Annotated in this window: 15 protein-coding genes; 11 read left to right on the top strand and 4 right to left on the bottom strand. The window is 71.0% G+C overall.

What is annotated here, in order from left to right; all coding sequences use genetic code 11:
* The first annotated feature begins 39 nt into the window (after positions 1 to 39).
* Together ACIBK6_RS25250 and ACIBK6_RS25255 are read left to right on the top strand one after the other, a co-directional pair.
* Positions 40 to 1,800, top strand: a complete 1,761-nt coding sequence (locus tag ACIBK6_RS25250; protein ID WP_399053611.1) for a glycosyltransferase family 2 protein — start codon at positions 40 to 42, stop codon at positions 1,798 to 1,800.
* A 3-nt stretch (positions 1,801 to 1,803) separates the two neighbouring features.
* A complete protein-coding gene (locus tag ACIBK6_RS25255) occupies positions 1,804 to 3,759 on the top strand; it encodes a galactose oxidase-like domain-containing protein (protein ID WP_399053612.1) in 1,956 nt (651 codons plus the stop codon).
* Positions 3,760 to 3,853: 94 nt separating this feature from the next.
* Here the strand turns inward: ACIBK6_RS25255 and ACIBK6_RS25260 are convergent, their stop codons facing one another.
* The gene (locus tag ACIBK6_RS25260) at positions 3,854 to 4,867 is read right to left on the bottom strand and encodes a glycoside hydrolase family 6 protein (protein WP_399053613.1); all 1,014 of its coding nucleotides are present in this window, start codon (positions 4,865 to 4,867) and stop codon (positions 3,854 to 3,856) included.
* Between the two features lie 206 nt (positions 4,868 to 5,073).
* On the opposite strand from ACIBK6_RS25260, the gene ACIBK6_RS25265 reads away from it, so the two are divergent.
* From ACIBK6_RS25265 to ACIBK6_RS25275, 3 genes are all read left to right on the top strand, one after another.
* Positions 5,074 to 5,580, top strand: coding sequence for a MarR family winged helix-turn-helix transcriptional regulator (locus tag ACIBK6_RS25265; protein ID WP_399053614.1), 507 nt, complete (start codon positions 5,074 to 5,076; stop codon positions 5,578 to 5,580).
* 260 nt (positions 5,581 to 5,840) lie between these two features.
* Positions 5,841 to 6,179: a DUF3817 domain-containing protein gene (locus tag ACIBK6_RS25270; protein WP_399053615.1), complete on the top strand. Its 339-nt coding sequence runs from the start codon at positions 5,841 to 5,843 to the stop codon at positions 6,177 to 6,179.
* A 98-nt stretch (positions 6,180 to 6,277) separates the two neighbouring features.
* Positions 6,278 to 7,978, top strand: a complete 1,701-nt coding sequence (locus ACIBK6_RS25275) for a methylmalonyl-CoA mutase (protein ID WP_399053616.1) — start codon at positions 6,278 to 6,280, stop codon at positions 7,976 to 7,978.
* Between the two features lie 113 nt (positions 7,979 to 8,091).
* Here ACIBK6_RS25275 and ACIBK6_RS25280 read toward each other — a convergent pair whose 3' ends face one another.
* Together ACIBK6_RS25280 and ACIBK6_RS25285 are read right to left on the bottom strand one after the other, a co-directional pair.
* On the bottom strand, positions 8,092 to 9,492 hold the full coding sequence (locus ACIBK6_RS25280; protein ID WP_399053617.1) for a sensor histidine kinase: 1,401 nt from the start codon (positions 9,490 to 9,492) through the stop codon (positions 8,092 to 8,094).
* On the bottom strand, positions 9,489 to 10,184 hold the full coding sequence (locus ACIBK6_RS25285; protein WP_399053618.1) for a response regulator transcription factor: 696 nt from the start codon (positions 10,182 to 10,184) through the stop codon (positions 9,489 to 9,491). The genes ACIBK6_RS25280 and ACIBK6_RS25285 overlap by 4 nt, the downstream gene beginning before the upstream one ends.
* Positions 10,185 to 10,248: 64 nt before the next feature.
* Here ACIBK6_RS25285 and ACIBK6_RS25290 point away from each other — a divergent pair, with 64 nt between their 5' ends.
* Together ACIBK6_RS25290 and ACIBK6_RS25295 are read left to right on the top strand one after the other, a co-directional pair.
* The gene (locus tag ACIBK6_RS25290; RefSeq protein ID WP_399053619.1) at positions 10,249 to 11,397 is read left to right on the top strand and encodes a UDP-N-acetylglucosamine--N-acetylmuramyl-(pentapeptide) pyrophosphoryl-undecaprenol N-acetylglucosamine transferase; all 1,149 of its coding nucleotides are present in this window, start codon (positions 10,249 to 10,251) and stop codon (positions 11,395 to 11,397) included.
* Positions 11,394 to 12,389, top strand: coding sequence for a GDP-mannose 4,6-dehydratase (locus ACIBK6_RS25295; protein ID WP_399053620.1), 996 nt, complete (start codon positions 11,394 to 11,396; stop codon positions 12,387 to 12,389). Before ACIBK6_RS25290 ends, ACIBK6_RS25295 begins: the two co-directional genes overlap by 4 nt.
* Before the next feature lie 19 nt (positions 12,390 to 12,408).
* Here the strand turns inward: ACIBK6_RS25295 and ACIBK6_RS25300 are convergent, their stop codons facing one another.
* Positions 12,409 to 13,044, bottom strand: coding sequence for a TetR/AcrR family transcriptional regulator (locus ACIBK6_RS25300; protein ID WP_399053621.1), 636 nt, complete (start codon positions 13,042 to 13,044; stop codon positions 12,409 to 12,411).
* Positions 13,045 to 13,332: 288 nt separating this feature from the next.
* Here ACIBK6_RS25300 and ACIBK6_RS25305 point away from each other — a divergent pair, with 288 nt between their 5' ends.
* The 4 genes from ACIBK6_RS25305 to ACIBK6_RS25320 all read left to right on the top strand — a co-directional run bounded on the left by ACIBK6_RS25305 (position 13,333) and on the right by ACIBK6_RS25320 (position 17,613).
* Positions 13,333 to 14,304, top strand: a complete 972-nt coding sequence (locus ACIBK6_RS25305; RefSeq protein WP_399053622.1) for a tetratricopeptide repeat protein — start codon at positions 13,333 to 13,335, stop codon at positions 14,302 to 14,304.
* Between the two features lie 642 nt (positions 14,305 to 14,946).
* Positions 14,947 to 15,624 carry a DUF6230 family protein gene (locus tag ACIBK6_RS25310; RefSeq protein ID WP_399053623.1) on the top strand — a complete coding sequence of 226 codons (678 nt, stop codon included), beginning with the start codon at positions 14,947 to 14,949 and terminating at the stop codon, positions 15,622 to 15,624.
* A gap of 92 nt (positions 15,625 to 15,716) precedes the next feature.
* Complete coding sequence (locus ACIBK6_RS25315; protein ID WP_399053625.1) at positions 15,717 to 16,280, top strand: DUF6114 domain-containing protein; 564 nt, start codon at positions 15,717 to 15,719, stop codon at positions 16,278 to 16,280.
* Positions 16,270 to 17,613, top strand: a complete 1,344-nt coding sequence (locus tag ACIBK6_RS25320; RefSeq protein WP_399053626.1) for a hypothetical protein — start codon at positions 16,270 to 16,272, stop codon at positions 17,611 to 17,613. The genes ACIBK6_RS25315 and ACIBK6_RS25320 overlap by 11 nt, the downstream gene beginning before the upstream one ends.
* Positions 17,614 to 17,788: the final 175 nt, after the last annotated feature.

Consider the following 17,788-nt stretch of genomic DNA (forward strand, 5'->3'; position numbering starts at 1 on the left):
TGTTCGAAACCCCTGCTCGACGATCAGCTGGAGGGCACCGTGCGCCCGGAGGGCTACGACTACGACACCCACAGCCGGCTGGCCGGACCGCTCACGGAGCCGCGCGGCTCGGCCTACCGGGTGCAGTACCGGAGCCTGCTCTCCCAGGAGCCGCACCGCATACGCGCCGTCCTCCTGATGACGCTCGCGCCGATACTCACCGGCCTGCTGCTCGTCTATCTCGTCTGGCCCACCCACTGGGTCGAGCGCGAGGGCGGCGACCGCTGGCTGGTGGACCTCGACATCGCGATGCTGATCTCGATCGGCCTGATCGAGCTGTTCATGGTCGCCAACGTCGCCTCGATCGCCCACGCCACGATGGTCGCCCGCGACCCCGTCCCGGTCACCCCCGAGGACGGCACCCGGGTCGCCTTCCTCACCACGTACGTGCCGGGCACGGAACCCATAGCCATGGTGCGGAACACCCTGGAGGCCGCCGTCCGGCTCACCCACACCGGGCCGCTGGACGTCTGGCTCCTGGACGAGGGCGACGACGAGCAGGCCAGGGCGCTCTGCGCGGAGCTGGGCGTACGCCACTTCACCCGCAAGGGCGTCCCCGAGTGGAACCGCGGGAAGGGCGCCCACAAGGCCCGTACCAAGCACGGCAATTACAACGCCTGGATCGCGATGCACGGCGGCGGCTACGACTTCTTCGCCTCCGTCGACACCGACCACGCCCCGCTCCCCAACTTCCTTGAGCGGATGATGGGTTACTTCCGCGACCCCGACGTCGCCTTCGTCGTCGGCCCGCAGGTGTACGGGAACTACACCTCGCCGGTCACCAAGGCCGCGGAGTCCCAGCAGTTCCTCTTCCACGCGCTGATCCAGCGGGCCGGCAACCGCTACCGGGCGCCCATGTTCGTCGGCACCAACAACATCGTGCGGATCGCGGCGCTGCGGCAGATCGGCGGCCTGTACGACTCGATCACCGAGGACATGGCCACCGGCTTCGAGCTGCACCGGCACAAGAACCCGCGGACCGGCCACCACTGGCGCTCGGTGTACACCCCGGACGTGCTGGCCGTCGGCGAGGGCCCGGCGTCCTGGACCGACTTCTTCACCCAGCAGCTGCGCTGGTCGCGCGGCACCTACGAGACGCTGTTCAAGCAGTACTGGAAGGCGCCCTTCAGCATGCCGCCCGGCCGGCTGCTCTCGTACACCCTGATGCTCGTCTACTACCCGATGACGGCCGTCAACTGGCTGCTCGGCATGGTCAGTTGCGTGCTCTTCCTCTGGTTCGGCGCGTCCGGCACCCAGGTCACCGCCTCGGTCTGGCTGATGCTCTACAGCGACGCGGCGGCCCTGCAGATCGGCCTGTACCTGTGGAACCGGCGGCACAACGTCTCGCCCCACGAACCCGAGGGCTCGGGCGGGCTCGCCGGGATGGGCATGTCGGCGCTCTCGGCGCCCATCTACCTCAAGTCGCTCGGCTCGGCCGTGGTGCGCACCCGCGGCCGCTTCATCGTCACCCCCAAGGGCGGCGAGGCCAGCCCCGACCGGCTGTGGACCTTCCGCATCCACCTGTTCTGGGCGGCCGTCCTGACCGTCTCGCTGATCGCCTCCGTCCGCTACCACCACACCCACGCCGCCATGCGCACCTGGGCCGTGCTCGCCCTGTGCATCGCGCTCGCCCCGGCGGCGATCTGGGCCTGGACCTCGGTCCGGGCCCGCGGCGCGGCCCGCGGCGCCGCCCAGAGCGCCACGACGAAGCCCGCGAGCGAGGCGGAGCCCGCCGTCGCCACGACGACCGGAGGGAACTGAGCCATGGCCTACCAGCCTTCGAAGCGGACGAAGAAGACCCTGCTCGGCGGCGGCGCCGTCGTGGTCCTGGCGGGCCTGAACGCTCCCGCCGCGCTCTCCTTCGCCACCGAGCAGTACCACGCGTACGAGATCGCCCAGCCCGAGTACATGGCGAAGTACGGCGCCTGGCACGGCGTCGACATCCCGAAGGAGTACCGGACCAACGCGATCCACGCGGCGCTGCTGCACACCGGCAAGGTGCTGATCATCGCGGGCTCCGGCAACAAGCAGGACCACTTCGACGCGGGCACCTTCGACACCGTGCTGTGGGACCCGAGGGACAACTCCTTCAAGAAGGTCCCCACCCCCGAGGACTTCTTCTGCGGCGGTCACGCCCAACTACCCGACGGCAAGCTCCTGGTGGCCGGCGGCACCGCCCGCTACGAGGTCCTCGACGACGCGGTGAAGCGGGCCGGCGGCGGCATGCGGGTCAAGAACGAGAACCCGGAGAAGGCCGTCACCATCAAGAAGGGCACCAAGTTCCGCTCCGCTTCGGGCGTGGAGTACGTGTCCAGGTTCGACGTCACGGTGCCGCGCGCCAAGCGCGAGTTCGAGGTCTCGTACTACGCGACCGGCCAGATGAAGCCCTGGAACACGAAGGTCACCGCCGCCGAGGCGCGGGTCTTCGTGGAGGCCGCCGCCGAGGGCCCCCGCTCGGTCGCCACCGACCAGGCCCAGTACGAGATCGAGGGCCTCACGGGCGCCGACGCCGACAACGTGTACGGGCTCGCCGAGAAACTCACCCTGGACAAGCAGGACTTCCAGGGCATCAGGGCGGCGTACGAATTCGACCCGAAGGCCGAGAAGTACATCCCGGTCGACCCGATGAAGGAGGCCCGCTGGTACCCGACGCTCACCACGCTCCAGGACGGCCGGGTCCTCGCGGTCTCCGGACTCGACGACGTGGGCGCCATCCTCGCGGGCGACAACGAGATCTACGACCCGAAGACGAAGAAGTGGTCCAAGGGCCCCTTCCGCTACTTCCCGACCTACCCCTCGCTGTTCCTGACCAGGAGCGGCAAGCTCTTCTACTCGGGTGCGAACGCCGGGTACGGGCCCGCCGACAAGGGCCGCGAGCCGGGGCTGTGGGACGTGGAGAAGAACACCTTCACCAAGATCGGCGGCCTGAACGCCACCGACCAGCTGGAGACGGCCAGTTCACTCCTGCTGCCCCCCGCCCAGGACCAGCGGTTCATGCTGCTCGGCGGCGGCGGGGTCGGCGAGTCCGCGAAGTCCACGCCGCGCACCGCCGTGGTGGACCTGAAGCAGGACAGCCCCGCATTCAAGACGGGACCCGAACTCCCGCAGGGCACGCGGTACTTGAACAGCGTGATCATGCCGGACGACTCGGTCTTCACCAGCGGCGGCTCCGAGGACTACCGGGGCCGGGGCGCCTCGAACATCCTGAAGGCCCAGTTCTACGACCCCAAGGCGAACGCCTTCCGCGAGGCGGCGGACCCCACCGTCGGCCGCAACTACCACTCCGAGGCTCTGCTGCTGCCCGACGGCCGGGTCGCCACCTTCGGCTCCGACTCGCTCTTCGGCGACAAGGACAACACCAAGCTCGGCAAGTTCGAGCAGCGCATGGAGGTCTACACCCCGCCGTACCTCTACCGCGACAAGAACAAGCGCCCGGCGCTCGGCGACGGCCCCGAGGCGGCCGCGGGCGACGGCCGGGCCACGTTCACGTCGGACCACCCCGAACGCATCGTGAAGGCCCGCCTGATGCGGCCGAGCGCGGTGACCCACACCACGGACGTGGAACAGCGCTCGATCGAGCTGGGCCTGACGAAGGACCAGAACTCGGTCACGATCACCGTCCCGAAGGACCGCGCCCTGGTCCCGCCGGGCTGGTACATGCTGTTCGTGACGGACCAGGAGGGCACGCCGTCCGAGGCGAAATGGCTCCGTATCGACTGAGCGGAGTCAAGTCCCTTGGGGGGTCCCCCGGGCGTAGTCCTTGTTGGAGTTCGAGGATCGGGGGTCCGGAGGCAGCGCCCTCGGGTCCTCGGCGTCAACCCCGCGCACGCCTCGCGAGGCCCAGCGCGTAGTCCGGCCACCACGTCCCCGCGGACGGGCCCCCTCGACAGGGCCCGTCGGAATCCCCGGGCCGCTTGATCCAGAGGAGCGCGTCGATGAGCGGATCCCCGGTCCTCACCGACGGCGGCGTGCCGAGCGACCGCCCCGGAGGGTTGCACCAGGACTGGTCGCGGTCGTGCAGCAACGGCCCTTCTCCGTTGCGGCTGGTGTCCATGACGAAGTGCTTGCCGTCGAGCTCCCGCGACACCCGCACCCCGTACGCCCGTACCGTCGCGTCGGTCTGGAAGTTGGAGACGTTCAGCGCGAAGCCGTCCGCCTTGTCGATGCCGGCCCGCCTGAGCGGCTCGACCAGGCTGTGCGGGTCCGGGATCCAGGCGGGGTTGCCCGCGTCGAGGTAGACCTTGGTGTTCGGCAGCTCCTTGAGGTGCTGGACCGCCTCGTTCAGGAGCTGGTAGCGCTCGGCGTGGTGGTCGGGCGTCGTACACCCGTCGACAATGTGGGCCACCGCGTCCGGCTCCAGGACGACGACGGCCGGCGCGTCGCCGATCGCCTCCGCGAACATCCCGTACCAACTGCGGTAGCCCTCGACGCCCTTCGCCCCGCCCGCCGAGTAGTTGCCGCAGTCGCGGTGCGGAATGTTGTACGCCACGAACAGCGCGGTCCGCTTCTCCTTGGCGGCACCGGCGATGGCCTTGCGGATGTCGGGCTGCGGGTCCTTGTCGGACGGCCAGGAGGCGACCGGCCGCTCGGCGATCCGGCGCAGCACCTGGGCGTCGGCCTTGCGGCCCTGGCCCTCCCAGATCTTGATCTGCCGGGCGGCGTCGCTCTCCGGGTCGACCCAGAACGGCGATCCGAGCGCCGCCGCAGGGGCGGCCTCGACCCGGGGGTGGCCCTGGATCACGGCGGCCTCGCCGGGCGCGGCGCCGGAGGAGCAGCCGGCGACGGCGGTGAGCAGGGCGGCGGCGAGGAGGGTGCGGTACCGGGACATCCAGCTCCCCTGGGTGACGACGATCTCTACGGATCTGGACGGGTATCTGCGGGTATCCACGAGACCGGCCAATCGTGACATAACGGTCACTCTGCGTGGGGGAGCGCCATGCCGGGCGGCGCGCGCGGTGGCGGTGCCGCGGACGCCGGGGGACCGAACTGCGAGACGGGGCTGACCGGCATGTGACCAGTGGGTAAGGTCGACGCGTGCCCAAGCCGCTCAGCCTCCCCTTCGATCCCATCGCCCGAGCCGACGAACTCTGGCAGCAGCGCTGGGGTCCCGTGCCCTCGATGGGGGCGATCACCTCGATCATGCGGGCGCAGCAGATCCTGCTCGCCGAGGTCGACGCGGTGGTGAAGCCGTACGGGCTGACCTTCGCGCGGTACGAGGCGCTGGTCCTGCTCACCTTCTCCAAGGCGGGCGAGCTGCCGATGTCCAAGATCGGCGAGCGGCTGATGGTCCACCCGACGTCGGTCACGAACACGGTGGACCGCCTCGTCAGGTCGGGCCTCGTGGACAAGCGCCCCAACCCGAACGACGGCCGCGGCACACTGGCGTCCATCACGGACAAGGGCCGCGAGGTGGTGGAGGACGCGACGCGCGACCTCATGGCGATGGACTTCGGGCTCGGGGTGTACGACGCGGAGGAGTGCGGCGAGATCTTCGCGATGCTGCGGCCCTTGCGGGTGGCGGCGAACGACTTCGAGGGCTAGCCGCCCCCCAGGGTCCGGGGGCGGCCAGCCCCCCGCCCAGGGGTCCGGGGGCGGAGCCCCCGAAGGGGGTGCAGGGGGCGGAGCCCCCGCGGGGGTCTGGGGGCGAAGCCCCCCCGAAAACAACCTTTCCCACCCCACCCCCGGAGGCCCGCGGTGGAGCCGCTGAGTGTCACAGCGGGAAGGGGCGGGGCGGGGGAGAAGCCCGCCGCAGGCGCTACCCGCGCGAAGATCGCCCCATGCGTCCCGTTACGCTCGACCGCATGAAAAAGAGCGTGCTGACCCGCTACCGCGTGATGGCCTACGTCACCGGCGTGCTGCTGGTCCTGCTGACCCTGGGCGTGATCGCCAAGTACATCCTCGACATGAACGGCGCCGCCGACTTCACGAAGATCGTGGGCATCGCGCACGGCTGGCTGTACGTGATCTACCTCGTCTTCGCCTTCGACCTGGGCTCCAAGGCGAAGTGGCCGGTCGGCAAGCAGCTGTGGGTGCTGATCGCCGGCACCATCCCCACCGCCGCCTTCTTCGTCGAGCGCAAGGTCTCCAAGGAGCTGGAGGCCAGGGTCGCGGACGAGGTCCCGGCCGGCGCCAGCGCCTAGCCGCCGGCCAGGGTCTGTGGCCGACCCCACCGCCGCGCGAGCGATGCGCGGCGGTTACCCATCGACATTTACTAGGACGTCCAAGTAAATTTGATTCCATGGACGCTGACGCGATCGAGGAAGGCCGCCGCCGCTGGCAGGCCCGTTACGACAAGGCCCGCAAGCGCGACGCGGACTTCACCACGCTCTCCGGGGACCCCGTCGACCCCGCGTACGGGCCCCGGCCCGGCGATACGTACGACGGGTTCGAGCGGATCGGCTGGCCCGGGGAGTACCCCTTCACCCGGGGCCTCTACCCGACCGGCTACCGGGGGCGCACGTGGACGATCCGGCAGTTCGCCGGGTTCGGCAATGCCGAGCAGACCAACGAGCGCTACAAGATGATCCTGGCGGCCGGCGGTGGCGGGCTCTCCGTCGCCTTCGACATGCCCACCCTCATGGGTCGCGACTCCGACGATCCCCGCTCGCTCGGCGAGGTCGGCCACTGCGGCGTCGCCATCGACTCGGCGGCCGACATGGAGGTCCTCTTCCAGGGCATCCCGCTCGGTGACGTCACCACCTCGATGACGATCAGCGGGCCCGCCGTGCCCGTCTTCTGCATGTACCTGGTGGCCGCCGAGCGCCAGGGCGTCGACCCCGGCATCCTCAACGGCACGCTCCAGACGGACATCTTCAAGGAGTACATCGCGCAGAAGGAGTGGCTCTTCCAGCCCGAGCCGCATCTGCGCCTCATCGGCGACCTGATGGAGCACTGCGCCGAGGGCATCCCCGCGTACAAGCCGCTCTCGGTCTCCGGCTACCACATCCGCGAGGCGGGGGCGACGGCCGCGCAGGAGCTGGCGTACACGCTGGCCGACGGCTTCGGCTACGTGGAGCTCGGCCTGAGCCGCGGCCTGGACGTGGACGTGTTCGCGCCCGGGCTCTCCTTCTTCTTCGACGCGCACGTCGACTTCTTCGAGGAGATCGCCAAGTTCCGTGCGGCGCGCCGTATTTGGGCCCGCTGGATGAAGGAGGTGTACGGGGCGCAGTCCGACAAGGCGCAGTGGCTGCGCTTCCACACCCAGACCGCCGGGGTCTCGCTGACCGCGCAGCAGCCGTACAACAACGTGGTGCGGACCGCGGTCGAGGCTCTTGCCGCCGTTCTCGGCGGGACCAACTCGCTGCACACCAACGCCCTGGACGAGACGCTCGCGCTCCCGTCCGAGCAGGCCGCCGAGATCGCGCTGCGTACTCAGCAGGTCCTGATGGAGGAGACCGGCGTCGCGAACGTGGCCGACCCGCTCGGCGGCTCCTGGTACATCGAGCAGCTCACCGACCGCATCGAGGCCGACGCCGAGAAGATCTTCGACCGGATAAAGGAGCGGGGGACGAGGGCGCATCCGGACGGGCAGCATCCGATCGGGCCGATCACCTCCGGCATCCTGCGCGGCATCGAGGACGGCTGGTTCACCGGCGATATCGCCGAGTCGGCCTTCCGCTACCAGCAGTCCCTGGAGAAGGGCGACAAGCGGGTCGTCGGCGTCAACTGCCACCACGGCTCGGTCACCGGCGACCTGGAGATCCTGCGGGTCAGCCACGAAGTGGAGCGCGAGCAGGTGCGCGCCCTCGCCGACCGCAAGGCGCGCCGCGACGACGCGGCGGTGCGCGCCGCCCTGGACGCGATGCTGGCCGCCGCCCGCGACGGCTCCAACATGATCGCGCCCATGCTGGACGCGGTCCGCGCCGAGGCCACGCTGGGCGAGATCTGCGGGGTGCTGCGCGACGAGTGGGGCACGTACACGGAGCCGCCCGGTTTCTGAGCCCGGCTGCAACACTCTGCGGCTCCACCGCGTGGCTCCGCTGGTCGCGCAGTTCCCCGCGCGCCTAGCAGCGTCACCCTTGGCAGGGGTGCCCATGCAGGCATACCCAGTCGTCAGCGGGGTGAGCCGGACCCGGTCGGCAGGGTCAGGCGGAACAGGGCGCCGCCGGTCGCGGCGCGTTCTGCGGTCAGCTCTGCCCCGTGTGCGCGGGCGATCTGGCGGGCCATCGCGAGGCCCAGGCCCGAGCCGGGCAGGGCGCGGGCCTGCTCGGCGCGGTAGAAGCGGTCGAAGACATGGGGCAGGTCGGCCTCCGAGATGCCGGGCCCGTGGTCGCGTACCGTCAACTCGCCTGAGAACAGGGCGACTTCGACCGGGGCGCCGGGCGGGCTGAACTTGGCCGCGTTGTCCAGGAGGTTGGAGATGAGCCGGGCCAGGCGCGCCGGGACGCCGGGCAGGGTCGCCGACGCGTCGGTCAGGTCCAGCTGGAACGGGGTCGCGGGCCAGTGCGCCCGGGCCGTGTCCACGGTGTGCGCGAGCAGTGGGGCGAGCCGGACCTCCTCCAGGAGCGGGGTCGGCTCCTCGTCCCTGGCCAGGTCGATCAGATCGTTGACCATCACGGACACTTCCCTGATCTGGCGGCCGAGCGCGGTGGCCGCCCGGTTCCGCTGGGCTTCCGTCAACCGGTCGGCGCGGGCGAGCAGTTCGGCGTTGGTCCGTAGCGCGGTGAGCGGGGTGCGCAGCTCGTGGGAGGCGTCGGCGACCAGCCGGCGCTGGGCCGTCACGGACTGCTCCAGCTCGCCCAGCATGGTGTTGAAGGACGCCGCGAGCCGCGTCACCTCGTCCTCCTTGTCGGCCGGGCCGGGCGGCAGCTCGATGCGGTGGCTCGGGTCGCGGGTGGCCGCGATGTGCTCGGCCGTCGCGGTGAGCCGGGCCACCGGGGCGAGCCCCGTCCGCGACACCCAGTAGCCAAGCCCGGCGGCGAGCAGCACCCCGGCCGCGCCCACCCCGCTCAGCAGCCAGGCCGCCTGGCCCACCCCCTTGCGTACGGCGTCCGAACGCAGCGCCACCTGGAGCGACTTGCCGCCGCCCGGGAAGGTGGTGGTCAGCATCCGCGCGGGCTCGCCGTCGGGCAGCGTGATGTTGGTGAAGTACGGAATGCGGGCGCCGGAGGCGACCTCGCGCACGGGCGGGCGCACGGGCAGGAGGTACGCCTTCGCCGGGTCCTTCGCCGGGTCGGCGGGGACGACCTGCGAACAGGCCGGGGCGGACAGATAGCGGCACTCCCCGGCGAGCACGCCGGGCGCCGCGCCCCGGTTCTGCTGGATGGCCAGGGTCGCGGACTGGGTCAGGTTCAGGTCGAGCTGGTGGTAGAGCTCGTACCGGATCACGAAGAACGCTGCCGTGCACACGCCGACCGCGACCAGCGCGACCGCGGCGGACGCGGCCACCGTGAGCCGGGTGCGCAGCGGGCGGTGGCGGCGCCAGCGGGCACCGAGCCGGCGCCGGGCGCTCACGCGGCGTCCAGGCGGTAGCCGACGCCGTGCACCGTGTGGACCAGGCGCCCCTCGCCCGCCGCCTCCAGCTTGCGCCGCAGGTAACCCACGTACACGGCAAGGGAGTTGGAGTCGGGCCCGAAGTCGCGGCCCCAGACCAGCTCGTGGATCAACTCCCGGGGCAGCACCTGCCCCGGGTTGCGCATCAGCAGTTCAAGCAGGGCGAACTCGGTGCGGGTGAAGTCGATCGGGCGCTCGCCGCGGCGGGCGGTGTGCGCGACCGGGTCCAGGACCAGATCGGCGTACCGCAGCTCCTGCGGCTCGGCGGGGTCGGGAGCCGCCCGGCGCAGCAACGCCCGTACGCGTGCGATGAGTTCGTCCAGGGCGAAGGGCTTGACCAGATAGTCGTCCGCACCCGCCTCCAGGCCGTCCACCCGCTCGCTCACCGAATCGAGCGCGGTCAGCACGAGCACCGGGGTGCGGTCGCCCATCGCCCGCAGCTGGCGGCACACCCCCAGGCCGTCGAGGACCGGCATCATCACATCCAGGACGATCGCGTCCGGCCGCCAGGCGGCCACCTCGGAGAGCGCCGCGAGCCCGTCGGGGGCGCCCCTGACCTCGTACCCCTCCACCGCGAGGCCGTCCTCGACGGCCGCCCGTACCTCCGGCTCGTCGTCGACGACGAGAATTCTGACCGCGCGCGTGGTGCTCATGGGCAAAGCCTGCCAAACGCGGCTCTTAGAACCCTCTTAGGGCGCCCCGTGAACCTCATGTCCCATGCGCACACCATTGTCAGTAGTGATCGGGGCGGGCGGTACCGGCGGGCACATCTACCCCGGGCTCGCGCTCGCCGAGGCGCTGCGCCGGGCCGTCCCCGACGCGGTGGTCTCCTTCGTCGGTACGACCCGGGGCCTGGAGGGCGAGCTGATACCCGGCGCCGGGTACCGGCTGCACACCGTCGACATGATCCCCTTCGACCCTTCGCTCGGCGCCAGACGGTATCTGCTGCCCGCAGCGCTGCTGAAGTCGGGCGCGCAGTGCCGGGCCATCCTGAAGGCGCAGCGCGCCCAGGTCGCGGTCGGCATGGGCGGCTATCCGAGCGCGCCCGTCATCGTGGGCGCCAAAATGGCCGGGCTGCCCAGCCTCATCCACGAGTCCAACGCCGTACCGGGCCGCGCCAACCAGTTCGCGGCCCGGCTCACCCCGCACATCGCGGTCGCCTTCGACCGCAGCCGCGCCCATCTGTCGGGCGGCGCCGACGCCCTCACCACCGGCATGCCCATCGCGGCCTCGCTCGCCGCGCTCGACCGGCCGACGATGCGCGCCGAGGCCCGGCGAGCGCTCGGCGTGCCGCCCGGGGCGCGCCTCGTCCTCGTCAACGGCGGCAGCCTGGGCGCGGCCCGGCTCACCGCGGCGGCGATCGGCCTCGCCGGACGGTGGCGGGACCGGCCCGACGTACACCTCCTCATCAAGACCGGACCGGCCCAACTGGCCGACACCGAGCGGCAGTTGACCGGCCTGCCGGGTGCGCGGGCGGTGCCCTACCTCGACCGGATGGACCTGGCGTACGCCGCCGCCGACCTGGTCGTGTGCCGGGCCGGCTCGGCGACCGTCGCCGAACTCGCCGCGACCGGAGTGCCCGCCGTCCTCGTGCCCTATCCGCACGCGCCCGGCGACCACCAGACCCACAACGCGCGGGTCCTGTCCGACGCGGGCGCCGGACTGCTCGTACCGGACGCCGAGACCACCGCGTTCCGGCTCGCCGCCCTCATCGAACCGCTGCTCGCCGACCCGGCCCGGCTCGCCGCGATGAGCGGCGCCGCCGACCCCGGCAACCACGCCTGGGCCGCGGACCTGCTGGCCGCCAGGGTCCTCGAACTCGCCTCCTACCCGACCTCGTACACCAGGGAGTACCACGCCGCATGACCACCTCCGTATGGAAGAACCGGACCGTCCTCGTCACCGGAGCCGAGGGCTTCATCGGGTCGACGCTGGTCGACCAGCTCGTCGAACTCGGCGCGAACGTCAGGGCGTTCGTGCACTACAAGCCGTACGCGGAGAAGGGCCACCTGGCCCGCCTCATCGGGCACCCGGCCGTCGAGATGATCGCCGGGGACGTGCGCGACGCGGGCCGGGTCTCGGACGCGGTGGCCGGCTGCGACACCGTGTTCCACCTCGCGGCCCTGATCGGCATCCCGTACAGCTACGACTCGCCGGGCGCCTACGTCCAGACGAACGTGGTCGGCACGGAGAACGTGGCGGAGGCCTGCCGCCGCCACTCGGTCCGCCGCCTCGTCCACACCTCCACCAGCGAGGTGTACGGCACCGCCCTGACCGCCCCGATTAGCGAGGACCACCCGCTCCAGCCGCAGTCGCCGTACTCCGCCTCGAAGATCGGCGCCGACATGATGGCGCTCTCGCACTGGCACGCCTTCGAGCTCCCGGTGACGGTCGTACGCCCCTTCAACACCTACGGCCCCCGGCAGTCCGCGCGCGCCGTGATCCCGACGATCCTGGCCCAACTGCACGCGGGCGTACGGGAGATCAAGCTGGGCTCGCTCACCCCTACGCGTGATTTCACGTACGTCGCCGACACCGCGCGGGGCTTCCTCGCGGTGGCCGAGTGCGACCGGGCGCTGGGGCAGGTGGTCAATCTGGGCACCGGGCGCGAGATCGCGATCGGGGAGCTCGCCGAGGCGCTCATCGCGGCGTCGGGCCGCAAGGCCTCGGTCGTGGTCGACCCGGCCCGGCTTCGCCCCTCGGGCAGCGAGGTGGAGCGGCTGCTTTCCGACAACGCGCGGGCGCGCGAGTGGGCCGGCTGGGAGCCGGAAGTCTCTCTGGAAGAAGGCCTGAAACTGACATCGCGGTGGGTCGAGGAGAACCTGGCGCTGTTCGCGCCGACCCGCTACCAGGTCTGACCGCCCTCCCGCTCGGGCCTCAGGCCGTCGCGGCCAGGCCCGAGCAGATGAGGAGCGTGAAGTCGCGGGCCCACTCCGCGTCCACGGGCTCGGCGCTGACCAGCGCCCGGTGCACCACAGCCCCCGCCACCACGTCGAAGATGAGGTCGGCGTGGCGGGCGGACAGTTCGGGGTCGGCCTCGTAGGGGAGTTCACCACGGACCTGGGCGCGTTCGCGGCCGATCAGAACCAGCCGCTTCTGCCGGTCGACGATGGCCGATCTGATCCGGCCGCGCAGCGCGTCGTCCCGGGTGGACTCCGCCACCACCGCCATGAGCGCGGTCTTCGCCTCGGGGCGCTCCAGGAGCGCCGCGAACTGGAGGACGACGCCCTCCACATCGGCCACCAGGCTGCCCAGGTCCGGGAGTTCGAGCTCGTCGAAGAGGACCGCGACCGCGTCCACGACGAGCTCGTTCTTGCCTGCCCAGCGCCGGTAGAGCGTCGTCTTGGCGACCCCGGCCCGGGTCGCCACGTCCCCCATCGTCAGCTTCGACCAGCCGAGGTCCACCAGCGCCTCCCGGGTCGCCAGCAGGATCGCGGCGTCGGCGTCGGCGCTGCGGGGCCGGCCCGTACGACTCGTACAGGTCGGTCGCCCGTCACTGGTTGAAGAAGGCATGACGGCGACCATACCGGCCGGTAGCAATCGCGCCAGGGGGCCCGTCGTGTGGGCGAGATCACCGTGTGCGCGGGGGTCGCAGCAGTTACGCTACGACTCGTAGCGAAAGCCTTGAGCGGCCTTCCGCGACAACCACATGTCACAGGCGCCGGGGTGGGGACCCGGGTGCCGCAAGGAATGAAGATCCGCGGCCTGTCGATGTCTCGCAATCCGGCGGGAGGCATCGGGCGGGCCCGGATCCTGCCACCGGATCACCACAGCCGTGCGCGGAAGGGGGAGGATGTACGCATGCAGCCTAGGAACATGTCCATGAGCGGCGTCGTCGACCTTGCCGCGGTGAAGGCGGCCGGCGAGGCCAAGGCCAAGGCGGAGCAGGCGCGAGCCGAAGCCGCCCGGCACGGGGGAACCCCGGCCGTCGCGCCGTCAGCCCTCGTCTTCGACGCCGACGAGGCCACCTTCGAGCGCGACATCCTGCAGCGCTCCACCGAGGTGCCGGTCGTCATCGACTTCTGGGCCGAGTGGTGCGAGCCCTGCAAGCAGCTCGGCCCGCTGCTCGAACGCCTCGCCGTCGAGTACAACGGCCGCTTCCTCCTTGCGAAGATCGACGTCGACGCCAACCAGATGCTGATGCAGCAGTTCGGGATCCAGGGGATCCCGGCCGTCTTCGCGGTCGTCGCCGGCCAGGCGCTGCCGCTCTTCCAGGGCGCGGCCCCGGAGGCGCAGATCCGCGAGACCCTGGACCAGTTGGTGCAGGTCGCCGAGGAGCGCTTCGGCCTGACCGGAATCCCGGTCGACCAGGACGCCGCGGCCCCGGAGGCCGCCGAGGCGCCGCTCCCGGTGGGCCCGTACGACGCGTTGCTCGAAGCGGCCGTCGTCGCCCTGGACTCGGGCGATCTGCCCGGCGCGGTCCAGGCATACCGGAACGTGCTGAGCGACGACCCGGGCAACCCCGAGGCCAAGCTCGGTCTTGCGCAGGCCGAGCTGCTCCAGCGCGTCCAGGGGCTCGACCCCCAGCAGGTCCGCAAGGACGCCGCCGAGAAGCCCGCCGATGTGGGGGCGCAGATCTCGGCGGCCGACCTCGATCTGGTCGGCGGTCATGTCGAGGACGCCTTCGGCCGGCTCATCGAGACCGTGCGGCGCACGTTCGGTGACGACCGCGATGCCGCGCGGGTCCGTCTCCTGGAGCTCTTCGAGGTGATCGGCGGGGACGACCCGCGCGTCACGGCGGCGCGAACCGCGCTGGCGAGGGTGCTCTTCTAGCCGTCCTTCCGAGCGCCTTCGGGCGTTCAGCGAACTGTCACCAACTGAGTGCCGCACGCGGTGCGCGACGGACGATTTGGCGACAGAGAGACAAGAGGCGGCCGCGTTTTGCCAAAACTTGGTAAACGCGGCCGCTGTTACTTCCAGTAAGTTGAGCTGGCTCTTACGTCCGCTTTTCAGCGGCGATTTCACCTTCTGTCCGGTCACTCGGCGACACCCTGCGTGCTCGGTCGATACCGACCGGTCGCGCTTCGGTTATCGGGCCGTTACTGGCTAGTAACGATCCCCCTTGTGTCGCGGCCCCGAATGCACCACGATCGGCCACGCTCGGTCCAATAACGCACCAGCCCGACAGCCAATCGGTGCTACCGCCCATTTGGGTCCCCACCGGGCCGGCCGGTGGCAGTGGCACCGGCCGTGGACAGGGGGGTCTCTGCTCTCCGGCAGGGCCTGTCCAGGTTGCGCGAACGCGTGGCCAGTGGTTGTCGCTCGGGGGTGATCGCCGGTGTCGGACGAGGTGCGCGAGTCGTACGCGGTCGACCTCCCGTGCGCTCCCCTTCCCGAGGACGTAGCACTTCTCCCATCCCGTGACAGCCCTTGAGGGTCCGTCCCGGAGATGTACGTCCGAGAAGGAGGAAAGTCATGGAGTCCCAAGTACGTGGCGGGACCAGATGGAAGCGGTTCGCGCTGGTCATGGTGCCGAGCGTGGCCGCCACGGCCGCGATAGGCGTCGGCCTGGCACAGGGTGCGCTGGCGGCGTCGTTCAGCGTGTCCGGTGTCGACTTCAAGGTGACGGCGCAGCAGCTGGACGGTCACAACCTCCTGCAGTACGGGAGCGTGGCGACCGGTAAGACCCTGGACGGCAAGGACGCGGCCCACCCCGTCGTTGTCTCCGGGTTCAGCGACGCCACGATCAGCAAGATGTGCCAGTCGGTCGTCCAGCCGCTGCCGTTCGGCCTCGGCGATGTGACGATGACGCTGAAGGCCGGTCAGGGCAGCCAGAAGATCGAGGCGAGCAACCTCTATCTCGACGTGTCCGACCTCTCCACCGACGCGACGTTCACCAACCTCGACATCGGTGTGGCGGCGGGCGAGGGCAAGACGGGCAAGAACGGCGAGCGGGTCGTCATCCAGCCCGGCGCGGACGGCAAGACGCCGGGCGGTAACCCGTACGGCTTCGCGCAGCGCGCCGACCGCGCGGTCCTGGAGAACGTGGAGCAGCACGCGTGGGCGACCACCGCGGGCTCGTTCAAGCTCCCCGGCCTCAGCCTGAGCCTGTCCAAGGGCGCCAACGAGTGCCCGGCCTGGAACAAGTACTAGGCCTGATCCCCGGTGGTCGCTGAGCCTGCTGAGCGGCCACCGGGACCCCCAAATTTTCTGAGTGCAACAGCGGTACCAGGGAGCTGTTTTCCATGAGCGCCGAGACCACGGGTTCCCGCGACTTCTCCGACTTCCGGCTGCGCGTGCGCGGCTGGCGGCTTGGCTTCCGTGCCTGGCGAGGCCGCAGGCCGTTCTGGGCGGGCCTGTTCACCATGGCGGGCGGGGTGCCCATCATGTACTTCCCGTACGCCAACATGCACCTCGGCAACGTCACGCTGGCCATGTCGACCACGGCCGGCGCGGGCTCGCTGATCATCGGCGTACTCCTGGTCACGCTCGGCCTGACCATGTGGTTCCACCACGTGGTGCGGACGTTCGCGGGCATCGCGGCGATCCTGCTGGCGCTGATCTCCCTGCCCATCGCCAACATCGGCGGCTTCGTCATCGGCTTCCTGTTCTCCATGTTCGGCGGCGCGCTCGCCGTGGCGTGGGTGCCTGCCAAGCCCAGGCGGGGCGACCGGCCGGCCCGGACCTCCGGCGGCCACCCGGACGGATCCGCGCCCGAGGGGGACACGGTGCCGCCCGCGGAGCAGCCCACAACGGCCGCCTACGAAACGACAGTTGACGCCAACGGCGGGAGGAACAGTGCGGGGTGACGAGACGCAGCTGGACTCGACCGGAGGCGGCGACCCGCGGGGAAGAAGCGGGCCGCGTCACGCGGCCCCGAGGAAGTCGCTGCTGACCAAGTGGCACATGCCCGCGGGCAAGGCGATGGCCCTTGCGGCCATGCCCACGGCCGTCCTGGTCGGGATGACCCTCACGCCCAAGCTCGCGATGGCCGACGACAAGACGGACATCCCGTTCCTGCCGGGCCCCTGTGTGACCCGCTCGGACAGCCCCCCGGCTTCCCCGAGCCCGTCGAGCAGCGCATCGGGCAAGGCGTCGCCGAGCCCGTCGGCGGCCTCGCCGGACAGCAAGGCGGCCACGTCGAAGGAGCCGACGCCGTCGGCCTCGGGTTCGGCCGCGGGCTCCGTCGACAAGCTGCTGAAGCCGGCCCAGCCCTCGGACCAGCCGTCCACGGACACGGTCGCGGTCCCGGACACGGCTGCGGCTCCGGCGCAGTCCGCGGCGCCGCCCGCCAAGACGACGAACCCGCTGGACCCGCTGGGTCTGGGTGACGCGCTCAAGGGCCTGTTCGGCATTCACGACACGCCGAGTGCGACGCCGCCGAGTGACACGCCGACGCCGAGCGCGTCGACCCCGGCCGCGCCGAAGCCCGCACAGAGCGCGGCCAAGCCGGCCACCCCGGCGTCCAAGCCCGCGACCACCGCGGGGAAGACTGCCGACCAGCCGCTCGACAAGACGGCGGAAGCCATCAAGAAGGCGGCCGACCAGGCGGGCCAGAAGGTCAGCGAACTCCCGGCCGCCGCAAAGGGGTTGGACCCGAAGAAGGACACCGCCATCCCCAATGGCGCCAAGCAGCCCTTCCCGTGCCCGACCGCCGACCCCAAGGCGCTCGCCGCGGCCAAGCAGGACACCGGTGTTCCGACGCTGCCCTCGCAGCCGTGGATCCTCAAGAGCTCGATGCTCACCCTGAGCGGCCTGAACTACGCGGGCATCGTCGAGGTCAAGACGGGCGACACGACCAAGAAGGTCCTCAAGTTCACGGCCTCGTCCGTGGACATCAAGGACCTCCACCAGCTGGTGTACGGCCCCTCGGTGGGCGGCTCGCCCACCACCACGCATGTGCAGGCCCGCTCCGGCTCGACCTCCACGATCCGCAACGGCACCGTCACGATGTACACGGAAGAGCTGAAGGGCAACCTCTTCGGTCTCATTCCCGTCTCGTTCACCCCGGCCACCCCGCCGCCGCTGAACGTCCCGTTCGCCTTCTTCACGAATGTGACGGTCCGTCAGGCAGGCCAGTTCGGCGGCACCCTGACCGTTCCCGGCCTCCACAACTACGTCACGAACGGCAATCCCGAGTAGCGCTGGACGACCCCACATACCCATCCGGGAGCCGCAGTCGAGCCGTGGGGGGGGGGGGGGGGGGGGGGGGGGGGGGGGGGCGCGCCGGCCGGCCGGGGGCGGGGGGGGGGGCGGGGGCCGGGGGGGGGGCGCACGGACGGGGACAGGGCGGGCGACTCGAGCTCAAGCAGCACAC

It is taken from the genome of Streptomyces sp. NPDC050485 (assembly GCF_044458185.1).
In the GTDB taxonomy this organism is placed as follows: Bacteria; Actinomycetota; Actinomycetes; order Streptomycetales; family Streptomycetaceae; genus Streptomyces.